Source organism: Caballeronia sp. LZ033, assembly GCF_031451265.1.
Classification (GTDB): Bacteria; Pseudomonadota; Gammaproteobacteria; order Burkholderiales; family Burkholderiaceae; genus Caballeronia.
Genome location: NZ_JARUXQ010000004.1, coordinates 221,611 through 242,649, shown reverse-complemented (window position 1 = coordinate 242,649; position 21,039 = coordinate 221,611). Strand labels below are relative to the sequence as shown.

The 21,039-nt window shown below is 65.0% G+C and carries 17 protein-coding genes; 1 reads left to right on the top strand and 16 read right to left on the bottom strand.

The features are described 5' to 3' along the window. Positions 1-420: 420 nt before the first annotated feature. Together QCE62_RS28485 and QCE62_RS28480 are read right to left on the bottom strand one after the other, a co-directional pair. Positions 421-792 carry a DUF4148 domain-containing protein gene (locus QCE62_RS28485; RefSeq protein WP_309925736.1) on the bottom strand — a complete coding sequence of 124 codons (372 nt, stop codon included), beginning with the start codon at positions 790-792 and terminating at the stop codon, positions 421-423. A 347-nt stretch (positions 793-1,139) separates the two neighbouring features. Continuing rightward, the gene (locus QCE62_RS28480) at positions 1,140-3,542 is read right to left on the bottom strand and encodes a penicillin acylase family protein (RefSeq protein WP_409017957.1); all 2,403 of its coding nucleotides are present in this window, start codon (positions 3,540-3,542) and stop codon (positions 1,140-1,142) included. A 200-nt stretch (positions 3,543-3,742) separates the two neighbouring features. Here QCE62_RS28480 and QCE62_RS28475 point away from each other — a divergent pair, with 200 nt between their 5' ends. After that, entirely contained in the window at positions 3,743-4,117 is a 375-nt protein-coding gene (locus QCE62_RS28475; RefSeq protein ID WP_309925732.1) for a nuclear transport factor 2 family protein, read from the top strand. A 22-nt stretch (positions 4,118-4,139) separates the two neighbouring features. On the opposite strand, the gene QCE62_RS28470 is transcribed toward QCE62_RS28475, so the two are convergent. The 14 genes from QCE62_RS28470 to QCE62_RS28405 form a co-directional block, all read right to left on the bottom strand. Further along, on the bottom strand, positions 4,140-4,415 hold the full coding sequence (locus QCE62_RS28470; RefSeq protein ID WP_309925731.1) for a LamG-like jellyroll fold domain-containing protein: 276 nt from the start codon (positions 4,413-4,415) through the stop codon (positions 4,140-4,142). Between the two features lie 122 nt (positions 4,416-4,537). Next, a complete protein-coding gene (locus tag QCE62_RS28465; protein ID WP_309925728.1) occupies positions 4,538-5,185 on the bottom strand; it encodes a hypothetical protein in 648 nt (215 codons plus the stop codon). Between the two features lie 80 nt (positions 5,186-5,265). Further along, positions 5,266-6,822, bottom strand: a complete 1,557-nt coding sequence (locus QCE62_RS28460) for an AMP-binding protein (protein WP_309925727.1) — start codon at positions 6,820-6,822, stop codon at positions 5,266-5,268. A gap of 372 nt (positions 6,823-7,194) precedes the next feature. Continuing rightward, complete coding sequence (locus QCE62_RS28455; RefSeq protein ID WP_309925725.1) at positions 7,195-8,097, bottom strand: SMP-30/gluconolactonase/LRE family protein; 903 nt, start codon at positions 8,095-8,097, stop codon at positions 7,195-7,197. Between the two features lie 15 nt (positions 8,098-8,112). After that, complete coding sequence (locus QCE62_RS28450) at positions 8,113-9,057, bottom strand: 3-hydroxyacyl-CoA dehydrogenase (RefSeq protein WP_309925723.1); 945 nt, start codon at positions 9,055-9,057, stop codon at positions 8,113-8,115. Positions 9,058-9,082: 25 nt separating this feature from the next. Continuing rightward, positions 9,083-11,182, bottom strand: coding sequence for an ABC transporter permease (locus tag QCE62_RS28445; protein WP_309925721.1), 2,100 nt, complete (start codon positions 11,180-11,182; stop codon positions 9,083-9,085). Positions 11,183-11,192: 10 nt separating this feature from the next. After that, entirely contained in the window at positions 11,193-12,713 is a 1,521-nt protein-coding gene (locus QCE62_RS28440) for a sugar ABC transporter ATP-binding protein (RefSeq protein WP_309925719.1), read from the bottom strand. A gap of 7 nt (positions 12,714-12,720) precedes the next feature. Then, complete coding sequence (locus QCE62_RS28435; protein WP_309925716.1) at positions 12,721-13,848, bottom strand: sugar ABC transporter substrate-binding protein; 1,128 nt, start codon at positions 13,846-13,848, stop codon at positions 12,721-12,723. Positions 13,849-13,886: 38 nt separating this feature from the next. Beyond that, on the bottom strand, positions 13,887-14,660 hold the full coding sequence (locus tag QCE62_RS28430; protein WP_309925714.1) for an N-acyl homoserine lactonase family protein: 774 nt from the start codon (positions 14,658-14,660) through the stop codon (positions 13,887-13,889). Between the two features lie 14 nt (positions 14,661-14,674). Further along, on the bottom strand, positions 14,675-15,607 hold the full coding sequence (locus tag QCE62_RS28425; protein ID WP_309925711.1) for a 3-keto-5-aminohexanoate cleavage protein: 933 nt from the start codon (positions 15,605-15,607) through the stop codon (positions 14,675-14,677). A 26-nt stretch (positions 15,608-15,633) separates the two neighbouring features. Next, complete coding sequence (locus QCE62_RS28420; protein ID WP_309925710.1) at positions 15,634-16,440, bottom strand: SDR family oxidoreductase; 807 nt, start codon at positions 16,438-16,440, stop codon at positions 15,634-15,636. A gap of 39 nt (positions 16,441-16,479) precedes the next feature. Beyond that, positions 16,480-17,226, bottom strand: a complete 747-nt coding sequence (locus QCE62_RS28415) for a GntR family transcriptional regulator (RefSeq protein ID WP_309925708.1) — start codon at positions 17,224-17,226, stop codon at positions 16,480-16,482. A gap of 153 nt (positions 17,227-17,379) precedes the next feature. Next, a complete protein-coding gene (locus tag QCE62_RS28410; protein WP_309925706.1) occupies positions 17,380-19,299 on the bottom strand; it encodes a response regulator in 1,920 nt (639 codons plus the stop codon). Continuing rightward, positions 19,296-21,038, bottom strand: a complete 1,743-nt coding sequence (locus QCE62_RS28405) for an ATP-binding protein (protein ID WP_309925704.1) — start codon at positions 21,036-21,038, stop codon at positions 19,296-19,298. Before QCE62_RS28405 ends, QCE62_RS28410 begins: the two co-directional genes overlap by 4 nt. Position 21,039: the final 1 nt, after the last annotated feature.

The window sequence follows — 21,039 nt, the reverse complement described above, 5'->3', positions numbered from 1 at the left end:
GAGCCAGGATCAAACTCTTCAGTTCAATACCTGTTACTGTTTTCGGTCTCTTTCGAAACCGGTCGCTCACTCAACGTACTGACGATGATTAATCCGTCCTAAGACAGATAAACCTTCCTCTGATACTTCGTGTGAGACTCTTGATACTTTTGCCATTACCGATCCAAAGAACCGGCCGCACCCGCATCAAGCGCCCACACTTATCGGCTGTTAGTTTTTAAAGAGCATCGCGGAGAATTTCTGAAGCATTTCGCTTCGTTTCTTTCGCGCCGTCATTCAACGGGAGGCGAATTATGACCGGCGGATGAACGCCTGGTCAACCCCTTTCGCAAATTATTTTTCCGCACTCGTTTTGTGCGTTCGAAACCCGATTAACCCCACCCGAGTGTCGAACAGAGTCTCCCCGGCCAATACGCCGAATCAACTCCCGAAAAACGGCTTGCAAAATCCTGACGGACCGACGCAATCCATATCCGTCATCGATCCATGCTGCATCGGCATGTGCTTCGGGCCGGAACCCGCCGCCGCCGCGCCGGCCTGCGAGCCGCCGTAGGATTCATGGGCGTCGCCGGCAGCGGCGCGCTGTGCCGCGACCTTCGCTTCCGCGGCCTGGATGTCGTTCGGGTAGTTGGGTTCCTCGCCGGTCGCGGGCGAGTAGCCTGCTTGCTCGAGTTGAGCCAGTTCGGCTTTGACCTGGGCACGCGTGAGCGGTGCGTTGTGATCCTGCGCAAACACGAGCGACGACGATGCTGCGACGGCAAGCGACACGACAAAGGTAGCAATGGCCTTCATGATCTTCAGACTCCGACAGAAAAGGTTGACCGGATCGCAGGCGATCCACGGAACCTCATCGAACGCACAGGGCCCTTGCGCGGCTTCGACTCACTCGACCCAGGATTCAAGCTGAGAGGCTTCGATTGGTTAACCCAGGCATGACACGTTCTATTCCCTTCGGCAGGAAATAGAAGTGACGAGCGCGTCAGGGAGAGAAGAGAGGAAAGCGCGGGGACGAACCGGATGAGGAGTCCGGCAAGGCGCCAGCCAGCACCCGTCCACCGCGAGAGAATTGTGACGCAGGGCGGCTGAAAGATCATCGCCGCCTGCGTTGAAGCTGCCTTGCCGAACCCGCAACAATCAACTCAGCGCGAATCGGGCACCAGGTGCACCCGCTTCTCGGTTGCGGCTTCGACAGCCGCACGCGTGTACAGCAACGGGAAGTACTGTCCGTCGAGCCACATCTGCGCAAGATCGCGATAGTGCGGGTTGTCCGGATCGCCGGACTCGCCCGGAAGATTGACCGCACGCGAGTTGTCCCAGTTACCGACATCGACGACCACGCGGAACGAAGGCCCGTTGGTCTCACGGAAATCGCTCGCGCGATACGTGGACTGATTCGGCGTATAGGCGCTGCCACCCTTGCCGATGGGTCCGACGTTGAGCTTCGCGCGCATGTCCTGGTCGACGACATCAGCCAGCGGATGCGCGTTCAAGTTGGTCTGCAGCTTGCCCCATTTCCATTGACTTGCATCCGCGCCCTGCAGATGCCGCATCTCGACATACGCGTCATGCAGACTCGACAGCAGGACCCCGTTGCGCTTCCCTTGAGCATCGTCGCCAAAGCGTGTTTCTGGATGTTCGAGCGTGTCGAGCATGACAGCCGTGTCGGGTGGGCCGAACGAAGCCGCCGCGTCCTTCGGCAACACCGCTTGCTTGAATGTGCGGCCGAGATGCCGCGACAACCACACCTCTTCCAGCGCGGCCTGCGGAGAACCCGCGCTCATGTGCGCGTCCCAGCCCTTCAACAGCGCGAGCGCGGCCCGCGTGTCTTCATCGTCGCTCGACAGCGGCGCGAGCAACGCAACGAGCCGTCGCGCCGGAATCGACACGTCGTCGTTCTGCAAGCGCTCCGAATCTTCGATCGACACCTTGGGCTGCGACTTCAACACCTCGTCGATGCGCTGATGCCGCGACCCGTTGGTCCATTCGAAGCCGAGCTTGCGCTCGGCATACGGATAGCCTGCCGGAAGATTCATTTCATTCGAGGTCGTGAAATAGCCTTGCGCGGGGTTATAAGCCGATGGCATCGCATCGCGCGGCCAGAAGCCGGCCCACTCGTAGCGGCCATCGCCGGGCACCGGCATGAGTCCGTCCCAGTTGGGGCGGACGGGCGCAAGTCCGCTCGGCACCCAGCCGATGTTGCCCTCCGTGTCCGCATAGACCTGATTCACGGTCGGCGCGCCCCACGTGGCCAGCGCGGCCTTGAACTGCGCATAGTTCTTTGCGCGCATGTAGCGCATCGAATCGAAGTAAGGCGACATGCCCGGCGACAGCCACGCAGTGCGCACCGCAAACGCGCGATGCTTGCTCTCTTCCGTGTAGATCACCGGCCCATGGCGCGTGAACAGCAGTTCCACGTTCACCGGCGCGCCATCGCGAACCGCGACCTGCTCGCGGACGACGCACATCGGTTCCCACTTGCCCTTGTAGCGATATTCCCGCGGATTGGCCGGGTTCAGCTCGTACACATAGAGATCTTCCTGATCGATGTTGAAGATCGTGAGGCCGTAGGCGATCGAGCCGTTATGTCCGATCGAGATGCCCGGCGCCGAAGGCTCGCCCGCGCCGATGATGTCGAGCGTCGGCGTGCTGATCTGCTGGATGTAGCGCAGGCTCGGCGCGGCATAGGCGCGATGCGGATCGTTCGCCATGATCGCGCGGCCAGTGGCCGACTTCGATGGCGCGATCACCCAGTTGTTGCTGCCCTCGGTGACCTCCTCGGGGTTCTCGGCGGCTGCGATGACAGTGGTCGCCGCGTCAGCGCTTTTCATGGACTCCCGCGTCACATGCACGCCCTGTGTGGCCAGCGTGAAGACCTTGAGGACATCGTCGGGCAGACAGGGATCGAGGCCCGCGGGCATCTCGGGTTTCCACGGCGGCTGCAATCCGAAACGCACGGAATCCGCATCGAGCGAACTCTTGCAGGTCACGCGTGCGCGCGCGACTTCACTCGTCAGATTGCGCGTCAGACCATGGCTGCGGATGCGCACGACATCGTCCGGATTCCACTTCGCCGGCCAGTAGCCGATCTTGCGAAACTCGTAGGGCATGCGGTCCGGATGCGCCGCCAGCCAGTCGATATACGCATTCACGCCCGCCGCGTAGCGCGTGGCCGCCGGTCTGGCATCGGGCCCGTAGCGTTGCCATTCGGTCTTCATGTCGCCGCGATAAAGAAAGAGCCGCGTCGCCTTGTCCTGCTCGATGTACGCGGGACCGAACACCTCCGACAACTCGCCGAGACCGCGCCTGCGCCAGAGATCGATCTGGAAGAGCCGGTCGCGTGCCGCGTTGAAGCCTTGCACGAAGAACGCGTCGCTGTCGTTGGCCGCGAAGATATGCGGCACACCCCAACGGTCGACAAGAATGTCGGCGGGCTGTGCAAGCCCTGCGACAGCGATGGTTTCATCTCCGGTGGCGATGTCCGCACGGACTGCCTGCATGGCCGTTGATCCGATCATCAGCGTACCGACGATCAGGCCCGTCATCCGTTGTCTCTTGCTTGCCTTCATGCGAGCGTCTCCGTTCTTATGTGTTGGTCAGAGCTGCAGTGATTTCGCAATGTAATGCATGCGCAAGGGTCCGCATGAAGGGTTACATTTCGATACATCGGCGTGAGAGGCTTTACGGAGTCTTTGTCGAGGCGAGAGAGCGCCAATCGTCGTCAACGGAAACCGGGAGATTGCGCATGAACGACACCTATCCTGAGCCAGCCGCCACCGCGCGACAGGTGTATGAGGCGTATGTGAACAAGGACCGCGAGGCCATCGAACAGTTGATTGCCGATGACTTCCATTTCACCAGTCCGCGTGACAACCGACTGAACCGCGCCACGTACCTTGCGCGCTGCTGGCCGAATGCACACACGGTCGATCGCTTCGATTTCGTGCATCTCATACAGGACGGAGCGCGTGTGTTCGTGACCTACGATCTGCGCACGCGGGAAGGCAGCGCCTTCCGCAACACGGAGATCCTCACCATTCGTGACGGCAAGCTGATCGAGGCGGAAGTCTTCTTCGGCTGGATGATTCCGCATGAAGCGGCGGACGGGGGATCGCTATAAGACATCCTGGGTTGCGCATCGCCTATGGCATCCACTGCGCCAAACCGGATGCGGGCATCCCGGCTTGCGCCTGATTCTGGCTCGCCGTCAAAGCCTGATTGGTCATGACGACGTGCGCAAGACGCCCCATGATGTTGCCGCCCTGCGGCTGGCCCACGCCCGTGATCCAGAAGGGAGCGGCCCAGCCTTCCGAGCCCGACGCGACACCGTTGACGTAGACGGTGACCGTGCCGGCCTGGCGCTTCACGGTGACATGCGTCCATGCATCGCCCGGAATGGCGATGGAGCTCGTCGCCATGTCGGACGAACCGCCATACAGACGGGGTAGGACGAATAGAAATTGACGTTCATGCCGTTCGTGCCTGAGAACAGCACGTTTGCGTTGGTCGAGCGGCCTGTTCGTGTTGGACGCGGTGTCCGTCAGGGACAGGTAATACCAGTCTCCGCGCTTGAACACGAAAGGCGATTCCGTCTCGTCACCTGTCCGGGGCAGTTGCCGTTGTTGTCGCGCCCGCTGGTGAAGAGCAGATAAGCTGTTCCGCGCGCCTTGATCGACGACGACGCCCACGCCGTGCATGCCGCGCCGCTTCGGTCATGAAATTGCGCGAGCGGCGCATCTTGCCCGTCCGGCTGGACAGTCGGGTAAGCGGCTGACGGACTGACAGGAACCGGCGGATAGAGGCTCGACAGCACGGTGTGATACAGCGCATGTTCCTGGCCGTTGCCGCCTCCGTTTATGCCGATGACATGCCAGTTGCCGTCTTCACCTTGAATGACTGTGTGATCGTTGGAGTATTGCAGCGGGCCGGGAATGGTCGGGCTCGCAAGGGTTTGCCACGAGGCGGCATCGGACGCCGGAATCTCGAAAGAAGGCGAGGCGTATGCTGCCGGGCTTGTTCCGTTCGCTTCGGCCGCCACATTGACCCGCGGCGCCGCCTGCAACGTGGCGGCAGCCGCCACCCGATGCAAGGTTCCGGCGCTGGGACCCGGAAAGGTCCTGCCGTCGCACGCAGCCTGCAACGCAACGAAGAGTAAGACTGCAAAAAGCGAGACAGCGCAACCATTCATGTGATCCCCTGAATCCGATCGTTTCAGGGTACGGCATGACTACGCAGCGCCACTTTTCATTGAGTCAAATTTCGTCAAAATCATCGGGGGCCTGACCTTGGGGACGTCGTGCCCAGCCGATGCTTGAGTATCTTGCCGCTCGCGGCCGCGGGCAGCGCGTCGAGGATGGTGATCGTGGCGGGCCGCTTGTACGGTGCAAGGCGTGCGCTGGTCCAGTCCGCCAGTTCATGCTCCGCGCATTGCGCGCCGGGCCGCAGTTCGACGAACGCGAGCACCTCCTCATTGCCCTCGACACTGCGTCCGATCACCGCCGAATGCAGCACGGCCGGATGCCCATTCAATACCTGTTCGACTTCCGCCGGATAAACGTTGAAGCCCGAGCGAATGATCAACTCCTTGCCACGCCCGACGATATACAGATTGCCCTGCTCGATGCGCGCCAGATCGCCGGTCCGGAGCCAGCCATCGAGCGTCACGGTCGCTGCCGTCTGCGCCGGATCGCGGTAATAGCCGAGCATCACGTTCGGTCCGCGCACCCAGAGTTCACCGACGTCATCCACTGTGCCATCGGCCTGTTCTTCGAGCGGCACGATGCGCGTCTCCACGCCGGGAATAGGCGGTCCTACCGATGCATCGCGCGCCGGCGCATCGAGCATCGTGTTGGAGACAGTCGGGCTGCTCTCGGTCATGCCGTACCCGTTGTGCAGGGGCAGACCATAGAACCGTTCGGCGGCGCTCTTGAGCGGCATGTCGAGGGGCGAACCGCCGCTATACACGAAGCGCAATGCAGGCGCATTCAGACCGCCGCGCGTGCTGAAGAAATCGATGAGCTTCGCGTGCATCGCGGGCACGCCCTGGAAGATCGTGATGTGCTCGTCACGCAGCACCTGGCCCGTGTGTTGCACATCGAAGCGCGGCGCGAGCCTCAGCGTGGCGCCGGCATACAGCGAACCAAGGCACACCGAAGCCAGCCCGAACACGTGCGACACCGGCAACACCGCATACACGCGGTCCTCGGGGCTCACGCGGCGCAAGGTGCTCGACATCGCCGCGACAAACAGCAGATTGCGATGCGACAGCATCACGCCCTTCGGTGCGCCCGTGGTGCCTGTCGTGTAGATGAGCGCGGCGCATTGCCGGTCTGCGGGCAGTCCATGCGCTTCCTGTGCGGCGCCGGCATCGACGGCACCGAGCGCGAACGCGCCTATCGGCACCGTGTCGAGTGCTTCGACGCGCGCACACGCGCGCTGCGCGTGACGCTCGGCATCGGCGGATGCATCGACGGTGAAGAACGACAGACGCGGTCGCGCATGCGCCTTGATCCCATCGATCTCGATGGCGGTCAGGCGCGCGTTCGTCAGCAGCGCCCACGCTTCGAGCCGGCTGACGGCGAACAGCGCGACGACGAGCGCCACGCTGTTCTCGCCGATCAACATCACGCGATCGCCGGCCCGCACGCCCGCTGACGCAAGCCGCGCGGCCAGGGCATCGACAGCGCGATCCAGTTCGCCGTAGCTCAGCTCGCGCGCTTCCTCGCGCAACGCAATGCGTTGAGGCTGAGTGCGCGCGGCGCGCGTGACGATCGCATCGATGCGCTCGGGCAGCGACGCAATAAGCCGTTCAGTGTCGATGCTCATGTCAGGTGACTGTTCGTGATCCAGGGCTCGCATGATAGCGCGGACGCACACCTGGCCAAGCGTGCGCGCCGCGCGGCTTCTTCATACCCGGCTATGAACGATCGTCGAGCGAAATCTCGATCGTGTGATTGCCCGAGAGACCTTTCGGGACGACGTTGGATGTCAAGACTCTCCAATCATGTCTGGGTTCACCAAACGCTTCTTCGTCTTGATTATTCGAGACCAACTCAGAATGTTATCGGGAGATATAACACGCTTTCGACATCAAGTTTTCTTATTGAGCGTTCGCCACGGCCTGATTTGATATTCACTTTATTTTCTTGAGCAGGCGCTCGATCAAACGGACCAGACGGAAGCATCGTGATCCTGCAATCACCCCGCAAAGCGCGGCTCAGGCAAACCACGCACACCGAGTCCGGTCACCGCAAACAAGCCGCCCTTGTCGCGCTCTTTCTGCGGAATGCCCCACATTGGGCGGCCCATCGTCGAGACATAGAGCGTATCGAGACCAGGACCGCCGAACATCACGCTAGTCAGATTGCGCACTGGAAACGGCACGACGCGGTCGAGCGTGCCGTCCGGCGCATATCGCAGGATGCGCCCGCCGAACACGAGCGCGGACCACACATAACCTTCTTCGTCGACGGTCGCGCCGTCGAAGGTGCCCGCCATATTACGCGCCGATGCAAACAGACGCCGGTTCGTCGCCGCCCCGGTTTCGATGTCGTAGTCGTACGCGTACATCTCGCGGCTGTAGGTGTCGGTGAAATAGAAAGTCTGGTTGTCAGGGCTCCAGCACGGTCCGTTCGAGCACGTGATGCCGCTGTCCAGGCGCGTCACGCGGCCATCCGGATCGAGCCTGTAAAGACCGCCGCTGCGCGTCGAGCGCTGGCCGCGATCGGCATCGTAGCGATCGAAGTCATAAGCCATCGTGCCCGCGATGAAACGCCCGCGCCGGTCCACCTTGCCGTCGTTGAAGCGCGTCTCGGGATCGTCGCTTTCCGGGTCAGCGATGAACTGCACCGTCTGCGCGTCGAAGTCATAGAAATGCAGGCCGTTCGCCAGCGCCACGACCGCGCCGCCCTGCTCGCGCAACGCCATCGAACCGATATGACGCGGCACGAAATAACGCTGCACGTCGCTGCCGTCCGCGCGGCAGCTATAGATCTCGGCGGCCGTGCTGTCGATCCAGTACAGCCGCTCCTCCTTCACGTCCCACAGCGGGCCTTCTCCGAGGTGATTGTTTGCATCGACCAGCAAGCGTACTTCGGGCATCGTCGTCTCCCTGGGTCAACTGTCGCCGTCCTTCAGATCGCGGCGGTGCGCCAGCAGCGCCATCAGGCGCCGGTCGCGCCAGCGGCTGCGTTCCTCGATACGCTCGCGCGGCAACACCGCACGACGCTCGGCGTCCAGTCTGTCGAGCGTCGCTTGCGGCCAGTCGAACGCCTTGCGCCCCGCCGCAATGCTGCGATACGTGCCGCCATAGCGCGCCGCGTAATCGGCCACGCCGCCGGGCGCGTTGAGATCGATGGTCTCGAACGGACCCATGAACGACCAGCGCATCGCGAGACCGTCGCGCATCACGGTATCGAGATCCGCCGCGCTCGCATAACCTTGCTCGTAGAGACTCAAGGCTTCCTCCAGCAACGCGCCTTGCAGGCGGTTCAACAGGAAGCCCGATATCTCGCGATTCACCGTCACGGGCTGCTGCCCCGCCGCCTCGTAGAGCACGCGGGCGCGTTGCAGCACGTCCGGCGCGGTCCACGGCGCGCCGCACAACTCCACCAGTGGCACGAGCGACGGCGGATTCACCGGATGCGCGACGAAGCATCGCGCGCGGCCTTGCAAGCCCTCCGTGAAGCTCGATGCCGGCAGACCCGACGTCGAACTGGCGAGCAGCGCGTCGGGCTTCGTCAGGCGGTCCAGTTCGCTGAACAGCGCGCGCTTCGCTTCGACCACTTCGGCGATGTTCTCCTGCACGAGATCGGCATCGGCGACGGCGTCCGCAAGCTGTTCGCAAGTCGTAATACGCGCGACGACCGCATCGACCGGTTCGTCGATCAGCTTGAACGAGGCGAGATCCTCGACGCTCTCGCGGATCGCGGGCGGCGCGCCGGACAGCATCTCGGGCGCCGCGTCATGAAGCTTCACGTCGAAGCCGCTCCTGGCAAACACGATCGACCACGCGCGGCCGATGCGTCCCGAACCGATCACCGCAATCCTGTGCGCTTGCATCCGCTCTGCTCCTTTCGAGGTTGGGTCAGCCCTTCTTGTCCCGCAGCGTGATGACGGCCGCGAGCACGACGAGCCCGTTGATGATGTCGCGCACGGCCGGCGGCACGGTCGTACCCGCGAGCAGCGTGCCGAGCGCGGTCAGCAGCAATGCGCCGCCGAACACGCCGAGATAGTGACCGCGCCCGCCGGTGATGAGCGCACCGCCGACCACGACCACCGCAATCGAGGGCAGCAGATAAGGATCGCCCATGCCGAGGAAAGCCTGCGAACTGAAACCGGCGAGCAGCAGGCCGACCAGAGCCGAGCACAGCCCGGACAGGCAATACACCGCGATCAGCGTGACGCCGACGCGCACGCCCGAGAGCCGCGCGGCCGCGGGCGAATTACCGACCGCATACACGCGCCGCCCGAACGGCGTGCGATGCAGCAGCAGCAACGCGACGACGAGAAACACCGGCACGCTCCACGCGGCAAGAGACAGGGGCCCGATGCGGCCGTTGGTGAACTCGCTGATGCCGGGCGGCGACCAGCCTTGCGGCGAGCCGTTGCAATAGATCAGCGTGAGGCCTTGCAGCAGACCGTTCGCGGCGAGCGTGACGACGATGGGCGGCAAGCCCAGCATCACCACGCCGACGCCGTTGAACACGCCCACCAGCAAGCCGACAACCAGCACCACCGGCACGGCCCACACGGCCGCGCCGTTCATGCCGTGCGTCAGCCCGGTAAGCAGCACGCCGGACAGCGTGATGAGCCAGGGCATCGACAGGTCGAGACCGCCGGTCAGGATGACGGCGCCCTGCCCGAGACCGAGGATCGCGAGGAACAGCGTCAGCGTAAGCAAGCTGCTGTAGAAGTTCGCGCTTGCCAGCACGCCGGGGCCGTAGACGATCGCCGTGATGACGACCACGCCGAAGAACAGCACATACGCCGGCACGACATACTTGACCCATTCGCGATTGCGCTCGATCCAGTCCGCAATCGGCCGTCCCTTCAGCTCCGTGTTCTCCAGCGCGCGAAAGTCGTTGACCTCAAACTTCACGCGGCGCGCATTGCGATCGTCGCGCGCACGCGTGCCGGTGCGTACCGCCTTCAGCCACTGTGCCGCATGCCGGGCGCATTCGTGCGCAGCCGATTGCTTGCCGATCGACGAGCCCAGCACCGCGAGAATCAGGATCACGGCTTCTGCGATCGTCGTGAAGAACGCGGAGACGTTCAGCACCAGCAGGATGTTCACGGTGATCATCAGCGTCATGGCGGCGAACACGGTGCCGACGCAACCGCCTTGTCCGCCGCCCAGCAAGGTGCCGCCGAGCACCACGGCGGTGAACATCGAAAGCAGCAGCGGACGGCCGACGAGCGGATCGGCCGAACCCGTCTGCGCCGACACATACAGCCCCGCCGCCGCGTAGAACATGCCCGCGAGCGCATAGGTCGCGACCCGGTAGCGCGTGACCGGCATGCCGTTCGCGTAGGCGCCGTCCGGGTCGCTGCCGAGCGCATACAGGCCCACGCCGAAGCGCGTGCGCCGCACGAACGACCAGACCAGCAGCGCGAGAATCAGCAAGGCGGCGGACATCGGCAGCTTGTCGGGAATGAGATCAGACGTGAGCACGCCGCCGAACTGTTCGCCGACGCTTCCGCCCGGCTTGTTCTGGATCAGCAGCGTGACGCCCTGCACCATGAACATGGTCGCGAGCGTGACGACGATCGACTGCAACCTGAACCACGCGATGAGCGCGCCGTTGACCAGCCCGATGCCGCCGCCGATCGCAAGGATCAGCGCGACGCCCGCCCATTGCTCGACGGGCGAGCCCTGCACGAAGCGCACGGCGAGCACGTTGGCGAGCGACACCACCGCGGACGCCGACAGATCGAAGCCGCCTGACAGCACGACGATGGTCTGTCCGATGGCCGCGAGTGCGAGCGTGGTCGCGCTCGATATGACGGAGCCGATGTCATACAGGCCCACGGGCGTCGCGGACAGCGCGATCCATGCGCCGAGCATCGCGAGCAGCGCGCACACGGCGATGATGAGCCCGCGATGATGATCGATGCGCGCGCCCCATCCCACGCGCGCGCCCGGGCGCACGATCTCGCTGTCGGGAGCGGCAACGGCAGTCTTCATGAAGCACCTCTCAGCTGGAAAGCATCTTGCGCATCACGTTCTCTTCGGTGAGCGCCTCGCCCGACAACTCGCCCGCATTGCGGCCGCGATACATCACCGACACGCAATCGCACACGTTGACGAGTTCGGGCACGTCGGTCGAATAGAACAGCACGGCGCCGCCGGCGGCGGCGAAGGCGCGCATCAGCACGAAGATCTGATGCTTGGTGCCGACGTCGATGCCGCGCGTCGGATCGAACATCAACCAGACGCGGCTTTGCGTGAGCAGCCACTTGGCCATCGCGATCTTCTGCTGGTTGCCGCCCGAGAACGACAGGCACGGCTTGTAGAGCGCACGCGGATTCACTTCCATCTGCGCGAGCGAGCGCCGGATCGCGGCCTGTTCGCGCTTGCGGTCGATCAGCCCGAAACGCGCATAGCGGCCGATCACCGGCAGCGATACGTTCTCTCCGCCCGGCAACCGCAGGAACAGGCCTTCGGTCTTGCGGTCCTCCGGCAGGAAGCCCGTCGATACGCCGGCCTTCAGCGAGTCCGCCGTGGAGGTCAGCGTGACCGGTTTGCCGTCGATGCGCAGTTCGCCTTCATCCAGATACGCCGCGCCGAACAGCGCCTCGAACAGTTCGCGCTGGCCCATGCCCTGCAATGCCGCGATGCCGTGGACCTCGCCCGCGCGCAGCGTCAGATCGAAGTCGCTCACCACGCCGTCGATGCGCACGCCGCGCGCTTCCAGCGCAGGCGCTGCCTCCGCCACAGCCGAAGCAGGCGGCGCGACTTTCGGCGGATACTTCGCCTCCAGCGAGCGGCCGATCACGAGCCGGATGACTTCATCGTCCGAGATCGCGGCGGTATCGAACGCACCTACATCGCGGCCATTGCGATACACCGTAAGGCTGTCGCAGAACTCGCGCACTTCCTGCATCCGATGCGAGATGAACACGAAGGTCACGCCCTTCGCCTTCAGTTCCTCGATGCGTCGCGCCAGCCATGCGACATCGCGGCCCGAGAGCGCCGAGGTCGGCTCGTCGAGCAGCAGCACGTCCGGCTCGCGCGCGATGGCCTTCGCGATCTCGATCTTCTGCCGCACCGGCAAGGACAGATCGCGGATATAGGCGCCGGGCCGCACGTCGTCGAGTTCGAGACGTTCGAGCCATTCCGCCGTCCTGCGTTGCGCCTCGCGCGCCCGGATGCGCCCGAAGAGACCCGTCGGCTCATGCGCCAGCAGCAGGTTCTGCGCGACCGTCAGATCGCGCACCAGCGTCATTTCCTGGAAGGCCGTCTGCACGCCGGCGCGATGCGCGTCCTGCGGGCTTTTCATCGTCACGTCGCGGCCCATCACGCGCATGCTGCCCGCGTCCGGCGCGATCAGCCCCGACAGCAGCTTGACCGTGGTCGACTTGCCCGCGCCGTTCTCGCCGAGCAGCGCATGCACCGCGCCGCGCTTCACGCGGAACGACGCGCCGTCGAGCGCGACGGTTGCGCCGAAGCGCTTCGTCACGTTCGCGAGATCGATGGCCAGCGCCGCATCGTTCATGATCGCCTCAGTCCTGATTGCCGGTGAGCGCCGCGTTGAAGCCGACTTCCTTCGTGTCTTCCGAATAGATGTCGGCGAACCAGCCCGGCGGCACCTTGTCAGGCGGGAATGCGGTGCAACCGGCCTTCAGTTCGTCGATGCTGCCGGTCTTGCACAGCTTCGATTCGGCCGTCAGCACCAGCGGCAGCTTGAGCGTCACGCGCGCCGGAAAGTCCCCGCCGTCGAGCTTCTTCACGGCCATCTTGAGCGCCATCGCGCCGGAGTACGGCGGCGCGCCATACGAGATCGACCGATAGCCAATGGAACGGTACGCGCCCTGTCCCTTGACTTCGCCCGGCGGCAGCATCTGCACGCGATGCCCGTTCGACGATTCCCCCGCGCACGGCTTGATCTTGTCGTCGGCGATGCCCGCGTCCAGCTGCATCGACGCCGCCGTGAAGCAGCCCACCTGCATCCACAGCCCGTCGATCTTGTCCCAGCTGTTGGTCGCGAGGATCTTCGAGAGTTCGGTCTTCGCGGTGGCCTGACTCCACATGCCGGTGCCCTCCGCGACGATCTTGATGCCCGGGAACTTCGCGAACACGGCTTTGGCCGCTTCCGTGCGGGCACGGTCCACCGAGGTGCCCGGCACGCCGTTGATGAGCACGATGTTGCCCTTGCCGTTCAAGGTCTTGGCGAGCCATTCGGCGGTGACGGTGCCGGCCTGATGCTGGTCGATGGTCACGTTGTGCGCGCACGGCTCGGTAACTTCGCCGTCATAGGCCGCGACCACGACGCCCTTCGAGCAGGCGTTCTTGATCGCGCGGTTGAGCGCGGTCGGCGAGATCGGATAGATGACGATGGCCTTCGCGCCTGCCTGCACCATCGAGTTGATCTGCTGGATCTGCTTCTGCGCGTCCGTGCCCGCGACCTGCACTTCGAGGTCCACCTTGTCCTTGAGCGCGGGCGTGTTGGCCATGGCCTTGACCATGTTGGCCGCTTCCGTCTGCCAGTCGTTGCCGACATAGCTCATCGACAGGAAGATCTTGTACTTGCCCGCCGCATGCGCCTGCATCGGAACCGCGAGGCTTGCGGCAAACATCAGGCCGAGCGCTACCCGGCCCGCATGACGAATCGATTGCGTCCATGCTTTCATGTCATCCTCCGGTGCTTCGTTATTGGTTTTGCCGTGCGTTATTTCGCGACGTGAGGCAAGCGCGCGCTGGCGGGCAACGCGATACCCGCGCTACCGGGCACGACATTCGGGTCGTGTCCGGGTATGACCAAGTCCGCGATCTGGCGAATGCGCGTGAGCGAAGCCATCTCCGCGAAAGTCTCGTGCACGATGCCCACCGGCACGAGATCGACGATATTCTCCATGCAGTTCGCGCAATCGCCCGCGATCAGCACGACGCCTTCCGCCGTATCCACCGCCACCGACTGATGCCCCGGCGAGTGTCCTGGCGTCGGCACGACGCGCACGCCGGGCACGATGTCGGTCACGCCGTGGACGAACTGCCAGCGAAAATACGCGAGCGGCTCGCGGCCGATCAGGAACTCCTGGTAGTACGTGGCTTGCGTGGGCAGCGGATGGCCCGCGTATTCCCATTCCTTCGCCTGCACGACGAAGCGCGCGTTCCTGAACAGTGTGTTGCCGCCTGAATGGTCGTAGTGCAGATGCGTGTTGATGACGATATCGACTTCGTCCGCGCTCCAGCCCACGTACTCCTTCAGCGCGCGTTCGAGCTTTTCCTCCGGCGCCTGATCGCACGGACAGACGAAGTTCGAGACCCAGCCCGGATCGTGGATGCCGGTATCCACGACGATCTTCTTCGCCGCGCCGACGATCGCCGTGGACCACACTGGCACCTTCATCTGCTGGCCGAAGTAGCGGCCATACACCTGCGACGAGCGATCGACGGTAAGCCAGCCGGTCGGCATCGCGAGTACTTTGAGCATGGCGTTCACGCTGCCCTCCGCGGTCAGAAGTTGGTGTCGCCGCCGCCCTTGAGCGCGAGCATCGCGCGTGCTTCGGCGGGCGTCGCGATCTCGAGCGACAGGCCTTCGATCACCTGGCGGATCTTGCGCACCTGCGCGGCGCTCGAATCCGCGAGCTTGCCCGGTTCGAGCCACAGCGAATCCTCCAGGCCCACGCGCACGTTCGAACCCTGCGCCACGCCGATCGAGCCGAGCGGCAGCTGGTTGCGGCCTGCGCCGAGGATCGACCAGACATAGTCGCTGCCAAACAGGCGGTCCGCTGTGCGGCGCATGTGCGCGAGGTCTTCCGGATGCGCGCCGATGCCGCCCAGCAGACCGAACACGCTCTGCACGAAGAACGGCGGCTTCGCCAGCTTGCGGTCCACGAAATGCGCGAGGTTGTAGAGATGCGAGATGTCGTAGCACTCGTACTCGAAGCGCGTGCCGTTCGCGCTGCACGAGGTCAGGATGTACTCGATGTCCGCGAACGTGTTCTTGAAGACGAGGTCGCGACTGTTCTCCAGATGCTTGCGCTCCCACTCGTACTTGAGATCCTTGAAGCGCCCGAGCATCGGATACAGGCCGAAGTTCATCGAGCCCATGTTGAGCGACGCCACTTCCGGCTTGAAGTGATGCGCGGGCTTCAGGCGTTCGGCCACCGTCATGTGCGGACTGCCGCCCGTCGTGATGTTGATGACCGCATCGGTCTCGGCCTTGATGCGCGGCAGGAACTGCTGGAACACGGCCGGATCCTGGGTCGGATGGCCGTCGTCGGGATCGCGGGCGTGCAGGTGCAGGATCGCGGCGCCTTCGCGCGCGGCGGCGAGCGCGGCGTCGCCGATCTGCTGCGGCGTGAGCGGCAGATACGGCGACATGGAAGGCGTGTGGATCGCGCCGGTCGGCGCGCAGGTGATGATGACCTTGCGTTTCGTTGCCATGCTGTCCTCGCTGTCGTTCGAACCGTTCAGAGCACTTCGACGTTGCCGCAGACCGAGATCGCCTGTCCCGAGATGCCGCTGCCCGCGGGCGAGCACAGGAACAGCGTGGTCGCCGCGATCTCTTCGGGCGTCGTCATCCGGCGCAGCGAGATCTTCGCGAGATACTGCTGCTCCATCTCTTCGTAGGGCAGGTTCAGCTGCTTCGCGCGTGCGGCGATCACGCGTTCGATGCGCGGCCCTTTCACGATGCCCGGCTGGATGGCATTGACACGGATGTTCGCGGGTCCGAGTTCGATCGCGAGACTCTTCGTCAGTCCGACGATGGCCCACTTCGTCGCCGCATACGGCGTGCGGAACGCATAGCCGAGGCGCCCCGCCACCGAGGACAGCGCGATGATCGTGCCGCCGCCCTGTGCGTCGCGCAGCAGCGGCACCGCACGGCGCGCGAAGAAGAACTGCGCGTTGAGATTGACGTCGACGGTCTGCTCCCAGTCCTCCACGCCTATCTCGTCGATACCGCCCGTCGGACCCGCGATGCCCGCGTTGTTCACCAGCACATCGAGCCCGCCGAGTTCGCGCTGCACATCGGCGAACACGCGTTCCACCGCTTCCTGGTCGGCGACATCGGCGAGTGTCGAAGTGATCGCGTTGCATTCGGTGCGCGCTTCCGCTTCGCTCAGCGCCGCGATGGCGTCCGGACTTGCGTCGCAGACATGCACGCGCGCGCCGGCGTCGATGAAGGCGCGCGCGATCACCAGGCCGATGCCCGATGCGCCGCCCGTCACGAGCACGCGCAAGCCTGCGTGCGGCTTCAGCATCTGCAGAACCGTCATTCGCTGTCTCCGTTGTGTTTGGCTGCGTTCAGACGTTCGTCAGGCGCTCGCCTGCGCGTCGTCCTTCGTGTTCGTGTCTTCGCCCGTCAGGCCGAGTTCGCCGCCTTGCAGGCGTTCCTGAAGATCGGCGGCCGCCGCGCCGATGTCTTCCTCGATGCCGGCGCGCGCGCCATCGCCATCGCCGCGCCAGAGTGCTTCGACGATGTGGCGGTGCGCGGTCATGGACCCGCGCATGTGCGGAATGTCCGGTGCGACGAGATTCAGGAACGGCCCGATGCGCATCCAGAGGTTCTGGATCGTCGCCAGCGTGAGATCGCTGGCGCCGTGCGTGTAGATGGCAATGTGAAATTCGAAGTTGCTGCGCAGGTAGGCGGGTGCATCGCCGGCTTCGACGTGTGCATCCATCGTGTCGAAGATGGCCTGCAAGGCCTCGAGCGATTCGCGCGTCATGCGCGACGCCGCCCGCCTCGCCACCGCCCCTTCCAGCGCAATGCGCACGTCGCGCAGTTCGTCGAGGAGATCGAGTGTCATCGGCGGGACCATCAGCGCACGGCCCGGACCGTCGATCAACGCGCCTTCCGCCTGCAGACGCGTCAGCGCGGCGCGCACCGGCATGGTGGATGAACCGACCGCCTCCGCGACGCTGCGCAGACTCAGCAATTGTCCGGGCGCGAAGCGGCCCGTCATGATCGCCTGCCGCAACTGCGCGTAGACGCGGCTCGCCATCGTCTCGCGCGCCACCAGTTCGAGTGCGGGTAACTCGGTTGTCGAGCGTGTCGCCACCATCGCCTCCGTTCTTGCGTCCGGCTGCCGGGATGTCGTGCGTTTCATGTGACCTGTGATCACATCCCAAGATGATGAGAGTGTCCGACCGATACGGCTTGCGCGTCAACCGTCGATTGCTAGGTGAAAACGCGGACGGGGAAGTCCGCGTTCGGCTTACTCGAACCGCGCCTGTACCGCGCGCTGGATCTCCGCGAACGCCACTGGCTTCACGAAGTGATGATCGAAGCCGGCTTCCTTCGAGCGTTGCCGGTCGTGCGCCTGACCGTAGCCCGTCACCGCGATGAGCAACGCATCCGCTGTAGCCTTGCGGGCGCGCATTTCGGCGGCGAGTTGATAACCGTCCATGCCAGGGAGACCGATGTCGAGCAGCACGATGTGCGGTTCGAACGCGTCCGACAACGCGAGTGCCGCGTGCGCATCATGAGCCGTGCGCACGTCGTAGCCGTCCGCTTCGAGCAGCAGCGACATGGCGGTGGCGGCGTCCACGCTGTCGTCGACGAGCAGCACGCGCCTGCCGCCGCTCGCGCTCGCAGGCGCGGCGCCGACGTCACGCGGAACCATTGCCACCTCCTTCGCCAGCGGCAGCCACACGACGAACTCGCTGCCTTGCTGCGGCCCGGCCGAGAACGCCTCGATGCGCCCGCCCTGCAGTTCGACGAGCGTCCGCGCGAGCGGCAGACCGATGCCCAGGCCGCCTTCCGAGCGTTCGAGCGACGTCTCCGACTGCACGAACAGATCGAAGATATGCGGCAGCATGTCGGCGGCGACGCCGATGCCCTTGTCACGCACGGCAATGCGCACCTCGTCGCCGAACTGCTCGAATTCGACGGCGATCTCGCCTTCCTCGAGGCTGTACTTCGATGCGTTCGACAGCAGGTTGCCGAACACCTGCGCGAGCCGCACGTTGTCGCCGGTGACGTAGAGCGGCGTCTCGGGCCATGCGACGTGCAACTTGTGGCGCTTGCGTTCAAGCGCGGGCTGCACGGTTTCTATGGCTGCCGCGATCGCCGCCGAGAGATCCACCGTTTCCTGGCGCAGCGTGATCTTGCCTTGCGTGATGCGCGCGACGTCGAGCAGATCGTCGACGAGACGGCTCAGATGCCGCACCTGCCGGTCGATGATCGCGCGCACCGTCGAGAAGTGCTGCGCGGACGGCGCGCGGTCGGGATCGAGCAGGTCCACCGCGTTGCGGATGGGCGCGAGCGGGTTGCGCAACTCGTGCGCGAGCATCGCGAGGAACTCGTCCTTGCGGCGATCCGCCTCGCGCAGCAGCAGTTCGGCGGCCTTGCGTTCCGAAATGTCGTTGACGATCCCCGCAATCCGATAAGGCCGCGTCGGATGCCCCGCCGCGCCCGGCACCTGGAACGCGCGCTCGGCGACCCAGCGCGGCCCGCCGCTCGCGCGCATGATGCGGTACTCCACTTCGTACGGCGTGCCGTTCGCGAGCAGTTGACGATACGCGGCGGCCACGTGCTCGCGGTCGAGCGGCAGGATGTCGCCGGACCAGTGATCCGGGCCGGGTGCAGGCGCGGGCGCGCCGCTGCCGGTGTCGAACAGATGCCCGTACGCCGGGCTCACATAGAGCAATGCGTCGGACGCGAGATCGAGCATCCAGAAGACATCGTCGATATTTTCGGCAAGCTGGCGAAAGCGCTCTTCGCTCTCGCGCAGCGCATTCTCGGCGAGCCGCGCACGCAGCAGCGCGCGCACGTGCGCAATCAGTTCGGCGGGCTCGACGGGCTCGGTCAGATAACTGTCGGCGCCGCCTTCGAGACCGCGGATCCGGTCGAGGCTGTGCACGGCCGCCGCCGAAGTTTGCAGCACCAGCGTGCTTGCCGTCTCCGGCGCTGCCTTGATCTGCCGGCACACTTCGAGCCCGTTGATGTCGGGCAGCTTCACGTCGAGCAGCACGAGATCCGGCGCTTCGGCGCGCACGCGCTCCAGCGCGCCGTTGCCGGTGGCGGCCTCGATCACGTTGAAACCCGCGCGCGACAGGATGCGCGTCTTGGCATAGCGGGCGCCGTCGTTGTCGTCGACGTTGAGAATCAGCACGTCGTTCCAGTCGCTTCTCATATGGCCTGGCTCCCGTCGCGATGCAAGCGCGTCACGGCACTCAACGCGTCCGGCAAGCCGCTGCCGCCGACAGGTTCTTCAACAAAGGCCGCGGCGCCGAGCGCCTGCGCCTCGCCGCGATCATCCGCCTGTCCGAGCACGACGATCGGGACATCACGGGTGGCGGCCTGCGCGCGCAACGCCGCCAGCCAGATCCAGGCTTCGGCGGGCGCTGGACGCGCCGCAAGCAACAGCGCGGCAAGCTGGGTCCGTGCCAGCAGCCGGCCGGCTTCATCGAGCGTCGCGGCCGTCATCGTCCGATACGGCGACGCACGCAGCGCCGCCTCGCAGTCGAGCCGTTCGACCGGACTGCTCGCGACGATCAGCACGGCCGGCCGCGTATCGCCGGCGGCGTGACAGGCAGCGCCGACGTCCGCGCCATAGTGCGCGGGAATCGTCGCGCTGAAGACGGAGCCGCGCCCCGCTTCGCTCGTCAGCGACACATCGCCGCCGAGCAGCTTGCACAGCTTGCGGCACAGCGGCAGACCGAGGCCGGTGCCCTTCACATACTGTTGCAGCCGGTTCTCGACCTGGCCGAACTCCTCGAAGACCACCTGCTGATGTTCCGGCGCGATGCCGATCCCGGTATCGCTGACCGAGAACGTGATCAGCCGGCGCGCCTCGTCGTAGCTCGCGGCCACGCGCACCTCGCCCCGTTCCGTGAACTTGAGCGCATTCGACACGAAATTGCGCAGCACCTGTGCGACCTTGGCTTCGTCGGTGTGGATGGGCGGCAGGCCGTCGCAGGCCTCGAAGATCAGCTCCACCGCACCGCCGGGCGACAGCGGCCGCAGCATGCCGCGCAGCGCCGAGAAGAGCACGTCGACTTCGAAATCCACCGGACGCACTTCGATCTTGCCCGCTTCGATCTTCGCGAGATCGAGCAGGTCGTCCACCGTTTCCGAGAGATCCTCCGCCGCCTTGCGAATGAAGCGCACCTGCTTTTCCTGTTCGCCCGTCAGATCGCCGTCGATGCGCTCCAGCAGCAGCTTCGATAGCGCCCGGATGGACGACAGCGGCGTGCGGAACTCGTGGCTCATGTTGGACAGGAAGCGCGACTTCGATTCGTCGGCGCGGCGCAGATGATCGGCGCGGGCGTCAAGTTCCGCATAGAGCGCGACCACGCCGCGATTGGTGTCCTCGAGTTCGCGCGTCAGACGCGTCAGCTCTTCCTGCCGCTCGCGCAGGTCGGCGAGCGCGGCGATCAGTTCGCGGTTCTGGCGCTGCAATTCATCGATGGTGTTTTCGCCCGACTGACGCGCAAGCGTCTGCGCGACGCGTTGCAACGTCGCGTCGTCAACGTGCGTGGATTCGGGCAGCGCCTTCGCGAGTGTGACCGACGTGCCGCCGTCCGCCTTATCGGCGATCGTGCATTCGTCCATCAGGCGCTGCGCCGCGAGCAGGCCCAGCGTGGCCTGTGAATCGTCCGGGTGCAGGGCGCGCAGACGTTCGCCCGCGCCCGTGCCGCACTCGAAGCGCACGACGAGGCGCGGCGGACGCGCGGCGGCGTCCATGAAGAAATCGGCATGCGGCGCGCGGCCCGCGAGCATCACGGTGCGCGCCACTTCGAGCACCGAGGTCGCAATGCGCGTCTGTTCGCGCGGCGTGAAGCCGAGCGCGGCGCTCGCCTCGCGGGCTTTCACGCGGGCCGCGACGACGTCGTGCTCGCCTTCCAGCGGCATCGCATAGAGCGGCCGCATG